The sequence below is a fragment of the Azorhizobium sp. AG788 genome, from assembly GCF_943371865.1.
GTDB lineage: Bacteria > Pseudomonadota > Alphaproteobacteria > Rhizobiales > Xanthobacteraceae > Azorhizobium.
Window position 1 is genome coordinate 1 of sequence record NZ_CALRWL010000009.1, and the last position, 14,831, is coordinate 14,831.

General features: G+C 67.4%; 16 protein-coding genes and 1 riboswitch. Of the genes, 6 read left to right on the plus strand and 10 right to left on the minus strand.

Annotated elements, in window-relative coordinates:
• Positions 1-613 precede the first annotated feature (613 nt).
• The 3 genes from AAG816_RS07560 to bdcA all read right to left on the minus strand — a co-directional run bounded on the left by AAG816_RS07560 (position 614) and on the right by bdcA (position 3,297).
• The gene (locus AAG816_RS07560; RefSeq protein WP_341988969.1) at positions 614-1,381 is read right to left on the minus strand and encodes an AAA family ATPase; all 768 of its coding nucleotides are present in this window, start codon (positions 1,379-1,381) and stop codon (positions 614-616) included.
• Between the two features lie 75 nt (positions 1,382-1,456).
• Entirely contained in the window at positions 1,457-2,533 is a 1,077-nt protein-coding gene (locus AAG816_RS07565) for a DMT family transporter (protein ID WP_341988970.1), read from the minus strand.
• Between the two features lie 50 nt (positions 2,534-2,583).
• Positions 2,584-3,297, minus strand: coding sequence for an SDR family oxidoreductase (bdcA, locus tag AAG816_RS07570; RefSeq protein ID WP_341988971.1), 714 nt, complete (start codon positions 3,295-3,297; stop codon positions 2,584-2,586).
• 74 nt (positions 3,298-3,371) lie between these two features.
• Here bdcA and AAG816_RS07575 point away from each other — a divergent pair, with 74 nt between their 5' ends.
• Positions 3,372-3,962, plus strand: coding sequence for a TetR/AcrR family transcriptional regulator (locus tag AAG816_RS07575; protein ID WP_341988972.1), 591 nt, complete (start codon positions 3,372-3,374; stop codon positions 3,960-3,962).
• 124 nt (positions 3,963-4,086) lie between these two features.
• On the opposite strand, the gene AAG816_RS07580 is transcribed toward AAG816_RS07575, so the two are convergent.
• Positions 4,087-5,658 (minus strand): 2-isopropylmalate synthase, encoded by a 1,572-nt coding sequence (locus AAG816_RS07580; RefSeq protein ID WP_341988973.1) that lies wholly within the window; start codon positions 5,656-5,658, stop codon positions 4,087-4,089.
• 428 nt (positions 5,659-6,086) lie between these two features.
• Between AAG816_RS07580 and AAG816_RS07585 the strand changes: the two genes are divergently transcribed.
• Positions 6,087-6,335: a zinc-finger domain-containing protein gene (locus AAG816_RS07585; protein ID WP_341988974.1), complete on the plus strand. Its 249-nt coding sequence runs from the start codon at positions 6,087-6,089 to the stop codon at positions 6,333-6,335.
• Positions 6,336-6,440: 105 nt separating this feature from the next.
• Positions 6,441-7,661 (plus strand): FAD-dependent monooxygenase, encoded by a 1,221-nt coding sequence (locus AAG816_RS07590; RefSeq protein ID WP_341988975.1) that lies wholly within the window; start codon positions 6,441-6,443, stop codon positions 7,659-7,661.
• Here AAG816_RS07590 and AAG816_RS07595 read toward each other — a convergent pair.
• Positions 7,649-8,353 (minus strand): sulfotransferase family 2 domain-containing protein, encoded by a 705-nt coding sequence (locus AAG816_RS07595; protein ID WP_341988976.1) that lies wholly within the window; start codon positions 8,351-8,353, stop codon positions 7,649-7,651. The two genes, AAG816_RS07590 and AAG816_RS07595, sit on opposite strands and share 13 nt — an antisense overlap.
• 329 nt (positions 8,354-8,682) lie before the next feature.
• Between AAG816_RS07595 and AAG816_RS07600 the strand changes: the two genes are divergently transcribed.
• Both AAG816_RS07600 and AAG816_RS07605 read left to right on the plus strand, forming a co-directional pair.
• The gene (locus AAG816_RS07600) at positions 8,683-9,510 is read left to right on the plus strand and encodes a hypothetical protein (protein ID WP_341988977.1); all 828 of its coding nucleotides are present in this window, start codon (positions 8,683-8,685) and stop codon (positions 9,508-9,510) included.
• Positions 9,507-9,917 carry a DUF2019 domain-containing protein gene (locus tag AAG816_RS07605; RefSeq protein ID WP_341988978.1) on the plus strand — a complete coding sequence of 137 codons (411 nt, stop codon included), beginning with the start codon at positions 9,507-9,509 and terminating at the stop codon, positions 9,915-9,917. Before AAG816_RS07600 ends, AAG816_RS07605 begins: the two co-directional genes overlap by 4 nt.
• A gap of 14 nt (positions 9,918-9,931) precedes the next feature.
• Here the strand turns inward: AAG816_RS07605 and AAG816_RS07610 are convergent, their stop codons facing one another.
• The 5 genes from AAG816_RS07610 to AAG816_RS07630 form a co-directional block, all read right to left on the minus strand.
• Complete coding sequence (locus tag AAG816_RS07610) at positions 9,932-10,549, minus strand: thiamine phosphate synthase (RefSeq protein ID WP_341988979.1); 618 nt, start codon at positions 10,547-10,549, stop codon at positions 9,932-9,934.
• Between the two features lie 32 nt (positions 10,550-10,581).
• Positions 10,582-11,379: a thiazole synthase gene (locus AAG816_RS07615; RefSeq protein WP_341989094.1), complete on the minus strand. Its 798-nt coding sequence runs from the start codon at positions 11,377-11,379 to the stop codon at positions 10,582-10,584.
• A gap of 95 nt (positions 11,380-11,474) precedes the next feature.
• On the minus strand, positions 11,475-11,759 hold the full coding sequence (gene thiS, locus AAG816_RS07620) for a sulfur carrier protein ThiS (protein ID WP_341988980.1): 285 nt from the start codon (positions 11,757-11,759) through the stop codon (positions 11,475-11,477).
• A gap of 7 nt (positions 11,760-11,766) precedes the next feature.
• Positions 11,767-12,972, minus strand: a complete 1,206-nt coding sequence (gene thiO, locus AAG816_RS07625) for a glycine oxidase ThiO (RefSeq protein ID WP_341988981.1) — start codon at positions 12,970-12,972, stop codon at positions 11,767-11,769.
• Positions 12,961-13,060, minus strand: a riboswitch (TPP riboswitch). Its footprint overlaps the gene before it by 12 nt.
• Before the next feature lie 190 nt (positions 13,061-13,250).
• Positions 13,251-13,685: a MarR family transcriptional regulator gene (locus AAG816_RS07630; RefSeq protein WP_341988982.1), complete on the minus strand. Its 435-nt coding sequence runs from the start codon at positions 13,683-13,685 to the stop codon at positions 13,251-13,253.
• Positions 13,686-14,109: 424 nt separating this feature from the next.
• Between AAG816_RS07630 and AAG816_RS07635 the strand changes: the two genes are divergently transcribed.
• Positions 14,110-14,715, plus strand: coding sequence for a glutathione S-transferase family protein (locus tag AAG816_RS07635; protein ID WP_341988984.1), 606 nt, complete (start codon positions 14,110-14,112; stop codon positions 14,713-14,715).
• The last annotated feature ends 116 nt before the right edge of the window (positions 14,716-14,831 follow it).

Consider the following 14,831-nt stretch of genomic DNA (forward strand, 5'->3'; position numbering starts at 1 on the left):
GAGACCCGCCCGCCCGCCAGTGCCCCGCCGGAGGTTCGGCCCGAGCGTCCCGCTGCGCCGCCGCCTCCGGCAACCGCGCCCCGTCCGGAGCGCCCCCCTCCGGTTGAGCGTCCACCCGCCGCAGAGCGTCCCCCTGCGGCCGAGCGGCCTGCGGCGCCCGAGCGCGCACCGGCGCCGGAGCGTCCGGCCGCAGTGCCCGCCCAGCCGCGTCCGGACCAGGGGCGTCCCCCGGAACAGGCCCGACCGCCGGAGCCGGCGCGCGAGCGCCAGGCGCCGCCTCCGGCAGCCCAGCCTCCGGCCGCTCCACCCCAGGGCGCTCCCCCCCAGGCCGCACCGCCCGCTGCGCGTTCGGCCCCGCCTCCCGGCGGCCCGCCCGCAGGACGCCCGCCAGCGCCCGGCGGCGGCAAGCCCGACGCACCCAATGCGCCGGATGCCAAGCCCAACGGGCAATAGGCGTCCCCCCGGCCCGCGCCCGTGAGAACAGGGCGGGCCGGGTGACACCAGGAGCCGTCCGGACACATGGGGCGACCGATTGGATTAATCCGTCCGCAAGGCACTGATCTGGGGGATAAAACCTCAGGACATTCGGTCCTCAAATGTCCTGGTTCATCCCCTAGGCTTCCTCGTCCCGCAGCAACACGTCGAGAAAGGCGTCGCGCCGGTTCAGGAAGTTGCGCGTCACCTGATAGTGGTCGCTATCCTCGTAATCGATCCGTTCCAGCCCCCGCGGCGAGGTCTGGTAGATCCACGCCTCGGGATAAGCCAGGATGATGGGCGAGTGTGTGGCGATGATGAATTGCGAGCCCTGCCCCACAAGTTCGTGCAGCCGCGCCAGGAAGCTCAATTGCCGGCTGGGGGATAGCGCCGCCTCGGGCTCGTCGAGAATATAGAGCCCCTGCCCGCGGAAGCGGTGCTCCAGCAGCGCGAAGAACGACTCCCCATGGGACTGCTCATGCAGCGAGGCGCTGCCGTGGGAATCGATGATCCTGGCGCCCAGACCCGGCTCGCGATCGAGATCCTCGATCTGGGTGGCCACGTTGAAATAGCTTTCCGCGCGCAGGAAATAGCCATCCTTCGCCCGCTTGGTGGAGCGGATAGGGCGCACGAACCGATGCAGTTCGGAATGGGACGCGCGCGTATCGAAGCGGAAATTCTTGCTGCCGCCTTCCGCATTGAAGCCCCAGGCCACCGCCAGCGCCTCGATCAGGGTCGATTTGCCCGAGCCATTCTCCCCCACCAGAAAGGTCACCTTGGGGTGGAAGGTCAGTTCATCCAGATTGCGCACCACCGGCAGATTGAACGGATAGCGCGCCTCATCCCAGCCCTCCCGCCGCTCCAGGCGGGCGGAGAGCCAATAGTGTCGGGCATCCATCGCGCGCATGGGCCGGGACCTCACCAGGAGACATTCCCCCCAGCTTAGCCCACGACGCGCGCCCTGCCAGGGCGCGCCGTGTCTTCAAGCGGTCGGGCCGTGCTCATGGTCCGATGGACCATGGCCATGGCGGTGGTGCAGGTCCGGATAATGCGGATGGCGATGCACCAGCGGCGCGTGACGATGCCAATGGCTGTGCGGCTCACCCAGCGGCGTGTCCGCGTTGTGGGCATGCTGGTGGTGCGCGTCATGGCGATGACGGTGCGCATGCGCCAGGGGCTCATGGGCATGGGTGTGGGCGTGCTGCTCGCTGAGATGCAGCCACAGACCCAGCCCCATGAGGCCGCCGGCCACCACCAGCGTCGCCGTCACCGGCTCGCCCAACAGCGCCACCGCCAGCACCGCGCCCACAAACGGCGCCAGCGAGAAATAGGCGCCCGTGCGCGCCGCCCCGAGATGGCGCAGGCCCAACACGAACAAAGCCAAGCTCACCCCATAACCGAAGAAGCCCACCAATGCTGCCGCCAGCCCGAGGCCGAGCGTGGGAAAATGCGCCCCGCTGGCCAGCGCCAAAGCGAGATTCACCGTCCCCGCCACCAGCCCCTTGAGCATGGCGATCTGCACCGGATCGGCGGAGGACAATTTGCGGGTGAGATTGTTGTCGAGCCCCCAGCACAGGCAGGCGCCGGCAATCAGCAACGCGCCCCATTGCAGATGCGCACTGCCCTGCCAGGACAACAGCGCCGCCCCCGCCAGGATGGCGAAGGCGCCGATCAGCAGCCGCCGGTCCACATTCTCGCGGAACGCCAGCCAGGCGATGGCGAGCGTCGCCAATCCCTCCAGATTCAGCAGCAGCGAGGCGGTGGCTGCATCGGTGCGGGCCAGGCCGAACATCAGCAGCAGCGGCCCGCCCACCCCGCCCGCCAGGATCACCAGCCCCAGCCAGGGCAGATCGGAACGGTGCAGCGGCGCCTCGGCCGCCGGCATCTGCAACGCCGCCCGCGACAGATGCACGGCGGCAAGGCCCCCGCCGGCGCCCAGATAGAGCAGCCCCGCCATCATCCAGGGATCGATGCTGCCCAGCAGCAGCTTGGCGAACGGCGTGCTGGCACCGAACAACACCGCTGAGGCCAGCGCCAGCAAAATACCGGTCCGGTTCATGGCAAGCTCCTGCCGGGAGTGGATCCGGGCACCGGCGGGGTATGAACCAACTAGGCCCCGAATGCACCGTCAATGGTGTGCATGGCGCCGGTGACGAAGCCCGCCTCCGGCCCCGCCAGCCAAGCCACCATGCCCGCGACCTCCTCGGGCCGCCCGTGGCGCTTGATGGCCATGAAGCTGTGCATCAGCTCCCGCATCGGCCCGTCCTCCGGGTTCGCGTCCGTATCGATCGGCCCCGGCTGCACAATGTTGATGGTGATGCCCCGTGGCCCGAAATCCCGCGCCAGCCCGCGCGCCATGCCCTGCAAGGCGGATTTGCTCAGGGCGTAGGATGCCATCCCCGGGACGGGCATCCGGTCGCCATTGACGGAGCCGATCACAACAATGCGCCCGCCATTCGGCATGCGCCGCGCCGCTTCGACCGAAGCGTGATAGGGGGCATGGACGTTGATGCGCAGCAGCCGGTCAATGGCGTCCGGATCCTGCTCCAGCGCATCGCCAAATATCGCGATCCCGGAATTCACCACCAATATGTCGAGCGGCCCGCTGTCGCGCACCCGCGCGATCACCGCATCGCGGTCGGCGCTGTCGGTCAAGACCGCCGTGCTCCCCGTCTCCGCCGCCAGACGCTCCGCCGCCTCACGGGACCCGGCATAAGTGAAGGTCACCACCGCCCCCTCGTCTGCAAAGCGGCGCACGATCGCGGCCCCGATCCCTCGGCTGCCGCCGAGGACCAATACGGACTTTCCCTGAAATGCGGTCATCGCACCCATCCTTGAGCTTAATGTAGGATGCGCTACATAAAGATAGGAATGGCTAGGTCAAGGTTTTTGTAACGGTGACTACAAATAAAATCCGCCCGCGCGGCCGCCCCCGCCGCTTCGACCCCGATGCGGCTGTCGCCACGGCGCAACAGCATTTTCATGCGCGGGGCTTCGATGCGGTCAGCGTCGCGGACATCACTGAGGCGCTGGGAATCAATCCGCCCAGCTTCTACGCCGCCTTTGGCAGCAAGCTCGGTCTCTACACCCGCAGTCTCGAACACTGGACCAAGACCGGGGCTATCCCCCTCGCCGACATCCTGCGCCCGGATCGCCCGGTGGCAGAGGCGCTCGCGGCCGTGCTGGAGGAAGCGGCGCGCCGATACGCCGCCGAACCCGCGGCCGGCGGGTGCCTGGTGCTGGAAGGCACCCGCTGCAACGATGGCGAGGCACGCGCCGCAGCGCGGGTGTTCCTCCGCGCGGCAGAGGACACGATCCGGGACTATGTGGCTGCCCGCCACCCGGACGCCGCCGAGCGCATCACCGACTTCGTGAGCACCACCATGGCCGGCCTCTCCGCCAAGGCCCGCGATGGGCATAAGGAGGATCGACTCCTCGTCACGGCCCGCCTCGCCGGCCTGGCCCTCGCGCAGGCCCTTCCCGCCTGACCAACCGGCGCCAGGGGCGGCATGCTGAGATGCATCCCCTTCGCAGGGCGGCCGCCCGCGCAGAAAAAAACCCGCGGCGATGGACCATCGCCGCGGGCTCTATGGATCACCAAAGGGGCTAAGGTCAGCCCACCGCTGCCTGCGGGTTGATGGACTGGCGCTTCACGTCCAGCTTGTTCAGCGCGGTGATGTAGGCGCGGGCCGAGGCCACCAGCGTATCGGGATCGGCGGCGCGGGCGGTCACCACCTTGTCGCCTTCCGACAGCCGCACGGAGACTTCCGCCTGGGCATCCGTGCCCTCGGTCACCGCATGCACCTGATAGAGATCCAGCTTGGCGGTGTGCGGCACCAAGGCCTTGATGGCGTTGAAGGTGGCATCCACCGGGCCGTTGCCCTCGGCTTCCTCGGTGCGCACCACACCATCCACCTCCAGGCGCATGGTGGCGCGCTGCGGGCCGTGGGTGCCGGCGATCACCGACAGCGAGATCAGCTTGGTGCGGTCATGGGCCAAAGCGATGCCCTGATCCACCAGCGCCTCGATGTCCTCGTCGTAGATCACCTTCTTGCGGTCGGCCAGATCCTTGAAGCGGGTGAAGGCGTCGTTCAGGGCGTTCTCGCCCAGTTCGTAGCCCAGGGCCTTCAGCTTGTCGCGGAAAGCGGCGCGGCCGGAATGCTTGCCCATGACCAGCGAGGTCTTAGTGACGCCCACGCTCTCGGGAGTCATGATCTCATAGGTCTGGTTGTGCTTCAGCATGCCGTCCTGATGGATGCCGCTCTCATGGGCGAAGGCGTTCCGGCCGACGATGGCCTTGTTGTACTGCACCGGGAACGAGGTCACGCCCGACACCAGCTTGGAGGTGCGGGTGAGCATCTTGGTATCGATGCCGGTGGTGTAGGGCAGCACGTCGCGGCGCACGGTCAGCGCCATGGCCACTTCTTCCAGTGCCGCATTGCCGGCGCGCTCGCCGATGCCGTTGATGGTGCATTCGATCTGCCGTGCGCCACCTTCCAGGCCGGCCAGCGAATTGGCCACCGCCAGGCCCAGATCGTTATGGCAGTGCACCGAGAAGATCGCCTTGTCGGCATTCGGCACCTTCTCGCGCATGGTGCGGAACATGGTGCGATACTCGTCCGGCGTGGTGTAGCCCACGGTGTCCGGCAGATTGATGGTGGTGGCGCCGGCCTTGATTGCCGCTTCCACGCAGCGGGCCAGATAGTCCAGCGGGGTGCGGGTGGCGTCCATGGCGGACCACTCCACGTCCTCCACCAGATTGCGCGCCTGGGTCACCGTGGCGGTGATGATGTCCAGCACCTGTTCCTGGGTCTTGCGCATCTGGTGTTCCAGATGGATCGGCGAGGTGGAGACGAAGGTGTGGATACGCCCGCGCTTGGCATGGCGCACCGCCTCGCCGGCCCGGGCGATGTCGGCGGGAATGGCGCGGGCGAGACCGGCGATCACCGCCCGCTCGGTGCGGCGGGCGATCTCGGACACGGATTCAAAATCGCCTATGGAGGCGATGGGAAAGCCCGCCTCGATCACGTCCACGCCCATCTCGTCCAGCATGGCCGCCACTTCGAGCTTTTCCTCGAAGGTCATGGAAGCACCGGGGCACTGCTCGCCATCGCGCAAGGTGGTGTCGAAGATGATGACGCGGTCGGCGCCGGATACGGGGGCGGCGGGGGTCTGGCTGGTCATGGAGCTAGTCCTTCTGGGGTCTTGGCCATCTCGATCCGACGGGAGAGAGGCCTTAAGAATGCGTCGGGGTCGGCTTCGGTGCTCATCCCCTGAGTGCCCAGGCGCATGCGCCCGGCCGGCCCTCAGGGGCGGCTAAGAAGAAGGAGCGCGCGCGCAATGAGAGCGTTGCCCGGAATCACGTGGATCCGGGGGGCGGTACCAGCTTGGTTCGTCGGAATAGACGACACGGACGCGGCTCGCTCACCAAAAGAGGCTCTCTGAGATTTCTGATACGCGCAAACCGGCCCCCGGCGCAAGGGGGACGGCGGGCGGCACAGAACCACCCCTGCGGCCGCATGCCCGGCCGGGAGGTGTTCAACCGGGCGCGAACATGCTCTAAGCTCGCCGCACATTCGGGGCACACCCACACCGGCACGAAGAGACTGGCCATGGCGGAAACAGGCATTCCTCACTTTCGCAACGATCTCGGCGTGAGCGTGATCGAAGTGGGCGCCCATGAATTCATGTGCATCGGGGCGACGCCGCCCTTCGACCATCCGCACATCTTCATCGATCTCGGCTCCGATACCGAGGCGGTGTGCTCCTATTGCTCCACCCTCTATCGCTACAATCCCGCGCTCAAGCCCGGCGAGGCCAAGCCCGCCGATGCCGTGTGGCACGAGCGCCCGGCGGCCTGAGTCCGCCGACACCGCACGCTTCAGCCCCCGGCGCCACCGGGGCGCCCTTCGCCAGCCCAGGGCGGACCCGTTTTGCGGCCCCCCGGATCTTGGACATTCCCCATCGTGGAACAGGCTGAGGCGCGCAGCGCCCTCATCGTCGGCGCCGGCATCGGCGGCCTGGCCGGTGCCATCGCCCTGCGGCGCGCCGGCCTCGACGTGCGGCTCATGGAGCAGGCGTCCGAACTGGCGGAGGTGGGCGCCGGCCTCCAGCTGTCCCCCAATGCCACCCGCATCCTGCGCGATTTGGGCCTGCTGGACGCTCTGCGCGCCGTAGCCGTGGCGCCACGCGCGCTGGAGGTGCGCGACGGGCGCAGCTTCACGCTGCTCGCCCACTGCGACTATGCCCCCGCCGAAGCCCGCCTGGGCGCGCCCTTCCTGGTGGTGCACCGGGCCGATCTCCAGCGCCTGCTGGCGGACGCCGCCCTCGCCGCCGGCTGCACCACCTTGCTGGGGGCGCGGCTGGAGAGCATCGAGGCCCTGCCCAACGGCATGCGTGCGGTCGCCCGGCAGGATGCCCCCGCCCTCGCCACCATGGCAGCGGCGCGGCGGGAGCGGCGTGACCTCAGCGAGGCCGATCGCCTGGTGACGGCCACCGCCGACATCTTGGTGGGTGCCGATGGCGTGCGCTCGGTGGTGCGCGAGCATCTGGGGGTGTCGGCCCAGCCGATGTTCGCCCGGCGCGTTGCCTATCGCGCCACCATCCCCGTGCGCGCCGACACCCCGCCGGACGTGCGCCTATTCCTCGGCCCCGATGCCCATCTGGTGACCTATCCGGTGAAAGCCGGGGCGGCGGTGAACATCGTCGCCATCGTACGGCAGGACCGTCCGGTGGCCCGCTGGAGCGAGGTGGGGGAAGCCAGCGCCGTCCACACCGCCTTTTCCGCCTGGGCGCCGGAGGTGCGCGCGCTGTTGCGCGATGCGCCGGAATTTCTCTGCTGGGGCCTCTACGACATGGCCCCCCTGCCCCGCTGGGGCCGGGGCCGGGCCACCCTGCTCGGCGATGCCGCCCACGCCATGCTGCCGTTCCTGGCCCAGGGCGCCGCCCAGGCCATCGAGGACGCTGCAGCGCTCGCTGCCGCCCTCGCCCGCCCCGGCCCGCCTGAGGCGGCGCTGCGCGCCTATGAGGCAGCGCGCCAGCCCCGCACCGCCCGCATCCAGCGCGGCGCCCGCGGGAATGCCGGCGTCTATCATCTGAAGGGGCCGGCCCGCATGGCCCGCGATGTGGTGCTGCGCGCCACCGGCGCGCGCCTGCTCTCGCGCTATGACTGGATCTACGCCGGCTGAGACCCGGGCGGCGTACCAAGCATGGCGCAGGCGTGGGCATAAAGCTCCAGGTCGTAGCGATTGTAGCGGGCGATCTTCTCGGCCAGCGCCGCGTCGATCTCGCTGATCGCCCGCCGCTCCGCCGTGACATTGAGCTTCGCCAGGGCAACGCCCGCCATCTGCGGCAGCGCCGCCGGCAGCCGGCCCAGATCTGCATCGAGATGATCCTGCCGCCCGACCCAGACGCACGCCTCCAGCGCCCGTTTCGCGCGATCGAGCGCGGCAGGGAGATCCACCTCCGTATTCAGCACGTGATCACCAAGCTGGCGCACTTGCCGGTTGACGATGTTGCGAAACACAATGGCCTCATCCAGCGCGAAGAAAGCCTCCACATCATGGGCCTTGGCCGCATCCACATCCGCATGCATGCCGCCGGCCTGCTGGCGGGCGAAAGAATACCAGGACAAGGTGCGGTCGATGGGCGCGCGCAGAATGGTGAAGGGCGCGGCGTTGGGGAAATGGCGCGTCACATCGGCCATGCTGATATGGCCGGAAATCACCTGGTAGGCGCCGAACCTTTCAGCCTCCTCCGGCGAGATGCGGCTGGCGGCGAAGGCCGGGCTGACGGCCTCTGAGCCGAAGCCCGCGCACAGAGCCTCGCGGAAACTCGTGCCCGCGGTCTTTGGGATATGGACGAAGACAGCCTGAACCATGTGCCCCTCTTCCTTGACTGACCTCTGCGCCTCCTGCGCCCGTGTATGGGCCGCCGTCAACGGGGGAGAGGATGGAGACGGCGAGAGCCGCCAAGTCCAGCAGCATCGGCTTAAGCCATCGCGCCCAGCAAGGCAGGGGGATAAGTTTCCTCCACCGAGGGACGCACTCCAACGAAACGAATGACAAAAAATCTAATAAATAATTGATTATATTTATTTTTTACGCATCTCGCCTCGTGCGAGCGCAGACACCATCGCGCAGAATATAGGAATATTATCCCTCGCCCCTTCCGGCACTGCCATCCTATGCCCCTGACACGGAGGCGGACATGGGGTGGGAGCACACTCTCGATAGATGGGACCCGTACCTACAAGAGCTGCTTGCGCTGAAGGCAGATATTCTTGCGACCCAATTCATTGTTCGGGCGCTGATCCTGCGGGAGACACTCCGCAAGGCGAACTTCGATCCCAACCAACCCCGCAGCCCCGCTGGCAGCCCGAACGGCGGCCAGTGGACACGAGAGGGCGGCGGCCCTTCAAGCGGGCTCCCGGGCAGCCTTCCGCAGGAAGGAAGCGAAGCGCCTGCCGGTGAATCTGCACCGCAGCGGCCGCGCCTGCATATCGAGATCTGGCCCTCCGCCGGCGGCCCGCCACTGGAGGCCCCGCCGGCCATTCCCGAAACACCACCGCCGGGCCTCAGGTCGCAATTACGCATCGCCCGCGACGTGGTGCGCTGGCTCGTGCGTGGGGTATCCATGGGCCACCCAGTAGCGCGACTGCTTGGTCCACTCGGGCTTGAAGCTGGCTTTTGGTTGTATGATACTTACGAGCCGTTGATCTCCGAATATCTGGCGCCTCCAAAGACGCTCGCCGAACTGCAGCAGGATGTCCAAACGCCGCGGCCCGGCACGGACGTCCACCACATCGTGGAAGAAGCCGCCGCCAAGGCCGCGGGCTTCCCCGCGAGCCGCATCAACGGTCCAGAGAATCTGGTGCGTATTTCGCGCTTCAGGCACGAACTGATCAACAGGGAATACGCTCGGGCGAATAGAACATTTCCGCCAACACTGAGAAGATATCTGGAGGATAAGAGCTGGGACGAACGACGTGAAATTGGCATTCAAATTATGATCGAGACGGGGACCCTCAAGCCATGAACAATGCAGATTCCGAACGAATCGAGTTCATACCTCGCAAAGAAAAAATAAAAAAAATGACGAACGAAAATATAATAGAATACTTTATCGCACTTAGCAAAAAAAGAACAGAAGCAGATTCATACATGGATATATATACATATAATAAAATTTATAAAATTCTTCAAGTCATAGAAAAGGAACTCAAATCGCGCCCGGGTGATCAGAGATCCATTCTGATCCCTCTTATTTTCCACCCAAACCTCCAGGTTCGCCTGAACGCCTCCCTGGCGACCCTGGCCGTCACGCCCGATGCGCTCATGATGCTGCGTGCCATCGCCGCGTTGGACGTGGCCTGGGAGCCGGAGCAGATCGAGGCACTGCACAGCGTCGAAGCCATAGACGAGGGGCGCTACATCCCCACCTGAGAGCACCCGGGCGTTCAGCCCCAGGCCGCGATCAGCGCCCGCGCTTCCGCCACCGGGTCCACGGCGCGCATGAGCCCCCCCATCACCGCAACGCCAGCCGCTCCGCCCGCGCGACAAACCGCCAGTTGGGCCACGCCGATGCCACCGATGGCGATCAGCGGCAGAGGGCTCGCCACCCGCAAGGCGCGCAGCCCGTCCACGCCCAGCGCCGGGCCGTATCCGGGCTTGGAGGCGGTCTCGAACGCCGGACCCGCCACCAGATAATCCAGCGCCGCCACATCCGCCGCAGCCGCCTCGCCCACGCCGTGGATGGATTGCCCGATGAGCGCGCCCGGCCCCAGCAGAGCACGGGCAGCGACGGCATCAGCGCCGCCGGGCAGATGCACCCCATCAGCGCCGGCGCTCTGCGCCAGGGCGGCGCTACCGTGCAGCATGAGGCGCGCACCATGGGCATCGATCACGGGCCGCAGCGCGCGCACCAGCGCCGCCTGCTCAGCCTCCGGCAGATCCTTCTCCCGCAAGCTCACCCAGCGCAGGCCCCCGGCTAGAGCCGCCGCCACGATGGTGACGAGATCCCCCTTCGCCTGGCTGCGGTCGGTGACCAGCAGGATGGGGGGAACAGGCAGCGTCATCGCGCAGCTCTCCGCAGTAACAAAGCGCCCGCTCAGCTGCCCACCAGCCCGAACTCGGGGCTGGAGGCTTCCGCATGCAGCTTCTTGGGGATGCGGCCGGACAGGCGGGCAAGGCGCCCGCCCTCCACTGCAAGACGGAAGGCCCGCGCCATGCGCACCGGATCGTGCGCCTTGGAGACGGCGGTGTTCAGCAGCACCGCCGCGCAGCCCAGCTCCATGGCCAGGGCGGCATCGGAAGCGGTGCCGATGCCCGCGTCCAGCACCACCGGCACCGGCGAGCGGGCGCAGATCAGCTCGATCATGTGCGGGTTGGCGATGCCGAGCCCGGTGCCGATCATGGAGCCCAAGGGCATCACGGTGGCGGCGCCGAGATCCGCCAGTTTCTGGCAGGTGACCGGATCGTCATTGCAATAGGGCAGCACCACGAAGCCGCGCGCCACCAGATCCTCGGTGGCTTTCAGCAGCTCTTCCACATTGGGATAGAGCAGTTCGCGATCACCGATCACCTCCAGCTTCACCCAATTGGTCTCCAGCGCCTCGCGGGCCAGTTCCGCGGTCAGCACCGCGTCCTTGGCGGTCTGGCAGCCGGCGGTGTTGGGCAGGATGTGCACCCGGTCGGACAGCAGGTCCGCCAGGCTCTCCTCATAGCCGGCCAGGCTGATGCGGCGGATGGAGGCGGTGGCCATCTCCGAGCCGGAGGCCTCCAGGGCGTCCAAAAACACCTTCTGGTTCGGATAGCCCGCCGTGCCCAGGAACAGCCGCGAGGAAAAGGTGCGCCCGGCGATCACCAGCGGATCGGCGGAGGCGGCGAAGGGGCTCGGGGTCGGCATGGCACTCATGGTCTGATGTCTCCCACCGGTTTGGCGCCCGGCGCTGGATCACATGCTCTGTGATCAATTCGTGTCGGCGAGGTCTGCCCGGCGGATCAACCGCCCTGCTTGGCGTGGATGATCTCCACCGCGTCGCCGGAGGTGAGCGCCGCCGCCTCCCAGCTGCGGCGCGGCACCACGGCGCCATTGAGCGCCACGGCGATGCCCTTGCGGCTGGTGTCGAGATCGAGCGCCGTCAGCAGGTCGGCGACGGTGGCGACGGCGAACCGCTCGCTCTTGCCGTTCACCAGCAGGTCTTTGGGGTCATTCAGGGCCAACGAGGTCACGTCCAACTCGGTTCCGTTCGATGTTTCGCGAAGCTGCGACGAAGGCTGTGCCATGGCCGCCTCACTCCGCCTCCGCGCGGGGGCGAAAACGCTCGGCGGTGAAGGGCGCGATCAGCGGATCGGCCCGGCCCTCCAGCACCAGAGCGGCGATGGCTTGGGTGGTCACCGGCAGCAACAAGATGCCGTTGCGGTGGTGGCCGGTGGCGAAGATCAGCCCCTCCACGTCGGCGCTGGCGCCGAGAATGGGGGCATCGTCGCGGCTGCCTGGCCTAAAGCCGACCCATTGCTCAATGATGCTCAATTCCTCAATGGTGGGCAGCGCCCGCCAGGCATGGGTGAGCAGCGCCAATTGGCCGCCAGCGGTGAGGTCGGTGTCGAAGCCCTTCTCCTCCACCGTGGCGCCGACGATCAGGCGGCCATCCTTGCGCGGCACCAGATAGGTACCCGGCGCCCAGATGACATGGCTCAGGATGGGCGCGGCGGGGTCCATGCGCAGGGCCAGCATCTGGCCCTTCACCGGGCGCACCGGCAGCGGGGCTGCGGGGGCAATGGTGACGCCCCGCGACCAGGCGCCCGCCGCCAGAACCACCACATCCGCCCCATGGCGCACGCCATTGACCACGACGCCGCGCGCGCGGCCGTCCACGGTCTCCACCCGCTCCACCGGGCTGTGCTCATGCAGCACCGCACCGGCAGCTTGGGCGGCAATCTTGAGCGCGGCCGCCACCAGGCGGTTGTCCACCTGATGGTCTTCCGGGCACCAGACGGCGCCGGCCAGCTTGGTGGCGAGGTGCGGCTCGCGGCGGCGGACGTCTGCGCCGTTCAACCATTCCACCGGCAGGCCGAGGCCCTGCTGGAACGCGATGAGATGGCGCAGCCGCGCGCCGTCGTCCGCATTCAGCGCCAGCACAATGGTGCCTTCGGTGCGCAGATCCACGCTTATGCCGGAGGCCGCTTCCAGTTCCGCCGCGAAGGCGGGCCAGAGCGTCTGGCTGGCGCGGTTGAGGCCCAGCAGATTGTCTTCGCCCGGCTCAGCCTCCGCGCAGGCGGCGAGCATGCCGGCGGCAGCATGGCTGGCGCCCTGCCCGCTCACGCCCTGGTCGAACACATCGACCGTGCAGCCCGCCTCGGCGAGCCGCCAGGCGATGGCCAAGCCCATGACGCCCGCGCCCACCACCGCCACGCACGGACGCGCGGACGCGGCCCGCACGGGCGACGCATCAGAGGCACTCTTCACCGAAACAATGGACGATAAGCTCTCGCTCATCGGCTTCTCCCTACGCTGGAATGACCCAGACAGGTTCAATGGGTATGATCTCAGCCGCGCGTGACGCGCGGCACCCCAGGCCGTCAAGGCATTATCGCCGACCGATGCTTCGGCGGCAAGCAAAACCATTTTGGACCTGAGCCCCGGCCCGCTGCGCCGTGCGGGCGGCGAGGCGGCGGTCCGTGTTGCGGGCTGTGGCATGTTTCGCGGCGGGCGTCCATGTGCCAGGCGGGGGGAGGCCACAAAGCCCACGGTCCCAGAACCGCGATGGAATGAGCTCAGGCGACGACGCTATTCAGCCGGTCGCGCAGCTCGATCATTTGCAGGCGCAGTTCCTCGCGCTCTTCATCGCACAGGCCGATGGCCGCTCCCATGCTGGCCAGAACCTCCTGCGCCTTCACCTGGAGGGCGCGGCCGGTCTCGGTGAGGCTGATGTTGACCACCCGCTCGTCGGCAGCATTGCGCACACGGCGCACGTGGCCCGCCGCCTCCAGCCGCTTCAACAGCGGCGTCAGCGTGCCGGAATCCAGATGCATCTGCTCGCCCAGCGCCTTCACGCTCTGGCCGTCCGTCTTCCACAACAGGATCAGGATCAGATACTGCGGATAGGTCAGGTCGAGCGCCTTGAGCAGCGGGCGATAGGCCCGGGTAAACGCATGCTCCGCCGAATAGACGGCGAAGCAGATCATATCATCAAGGCAGAAGGTGCTCATGGGACGGGCCGGAGCGCGATACGCGCCAAAAGGGGTTCGATCCGCGTTTTATAGGGCCGCGACAATTAAATTGCACTCAATCTTTTTTCGGGAGCGGCGCTTTCTCAATTGCCTAAAATTCGCTTGTATGCGATTTATTTGCGGGACACAGGGCGCCCTATCGCCCTCACACCATAGGGGTCCCGCACGGATGGTGCGGCCCTCTCACGCCTTGGAGCATGCCTGATGACGTCTCCTGTGCCTCCCCGGGACGGCCTGCGGCCGCCCGCCCTCGACGACACCCCGCCGGCGCGGGACGAATCCCGCGATGCCGTGCCCCGCGGCTGCCTATGCCGCCGTGACGATTTGATGGGGACGTGCCCCGCCGATCTCTCGACCTGTGAGGACCTGCCGGTCATGTTCTTCTCCTGATTGGGAGGACAACATGACCGTGAAACTCTACTGGGCGCCGCGCACGCGGGCGTTCAGGATCCTATGGCTGCTGGAAGAGACCGGAGCGCCGTATGAGCTTGCGCGCGTCGACATTTCCGCCGGCGCGCCGGAGGGGTCGGCGCTGCGGGCGGTGAACCCCATGGGCAAGGTCCCGGCGTTGGAAGACGGCGAGACCAAGGTGGCCGAAAGCGGCGCCATCGCCCTCTATCTGGCCGAGCGGTTTCCCGAGGCGGGCCTGGCCCCGGCGGTAGGCAATCCTCTGCGCGGCGCCTATCTGCATTGGCTGATGTTTACCGCCACCTGCCTTGAGCCCGCCATGCTGCAAAAGATGACAGCGCTGCAATTGCCCGAAGTTTCCGCCGGCTGGGGCAGCTTCCAGCGGGTGATGGACGTGCTGGAGGCCCGGCTGTCGCAGTCGCCTTACGTGCTGGGGGAGCGCTTCAGCGCCGTGGATGTGCTGCTGTCCACCGACATTCACTTCGGCATCAATTTGCTGAAGGTGTTTCCGGCGCTGCCGATCTTCACAGATTACATGGCCCGCTGCCAGGCCCGCCCGGCCTTCGCCCGCGCCCAGGCGATTGAAGCAGCCGCGGTCTGAGACCCTGCCCCTGCGGCGCGCCGCAGGGGCTATCCGCCGTGGGGTTCAGCCTGCCTCACCCCTTGCGTCGCCTTCAACGCCGTCGGCTAATGCGGCGATGCGCCTGCTTCGCCCCT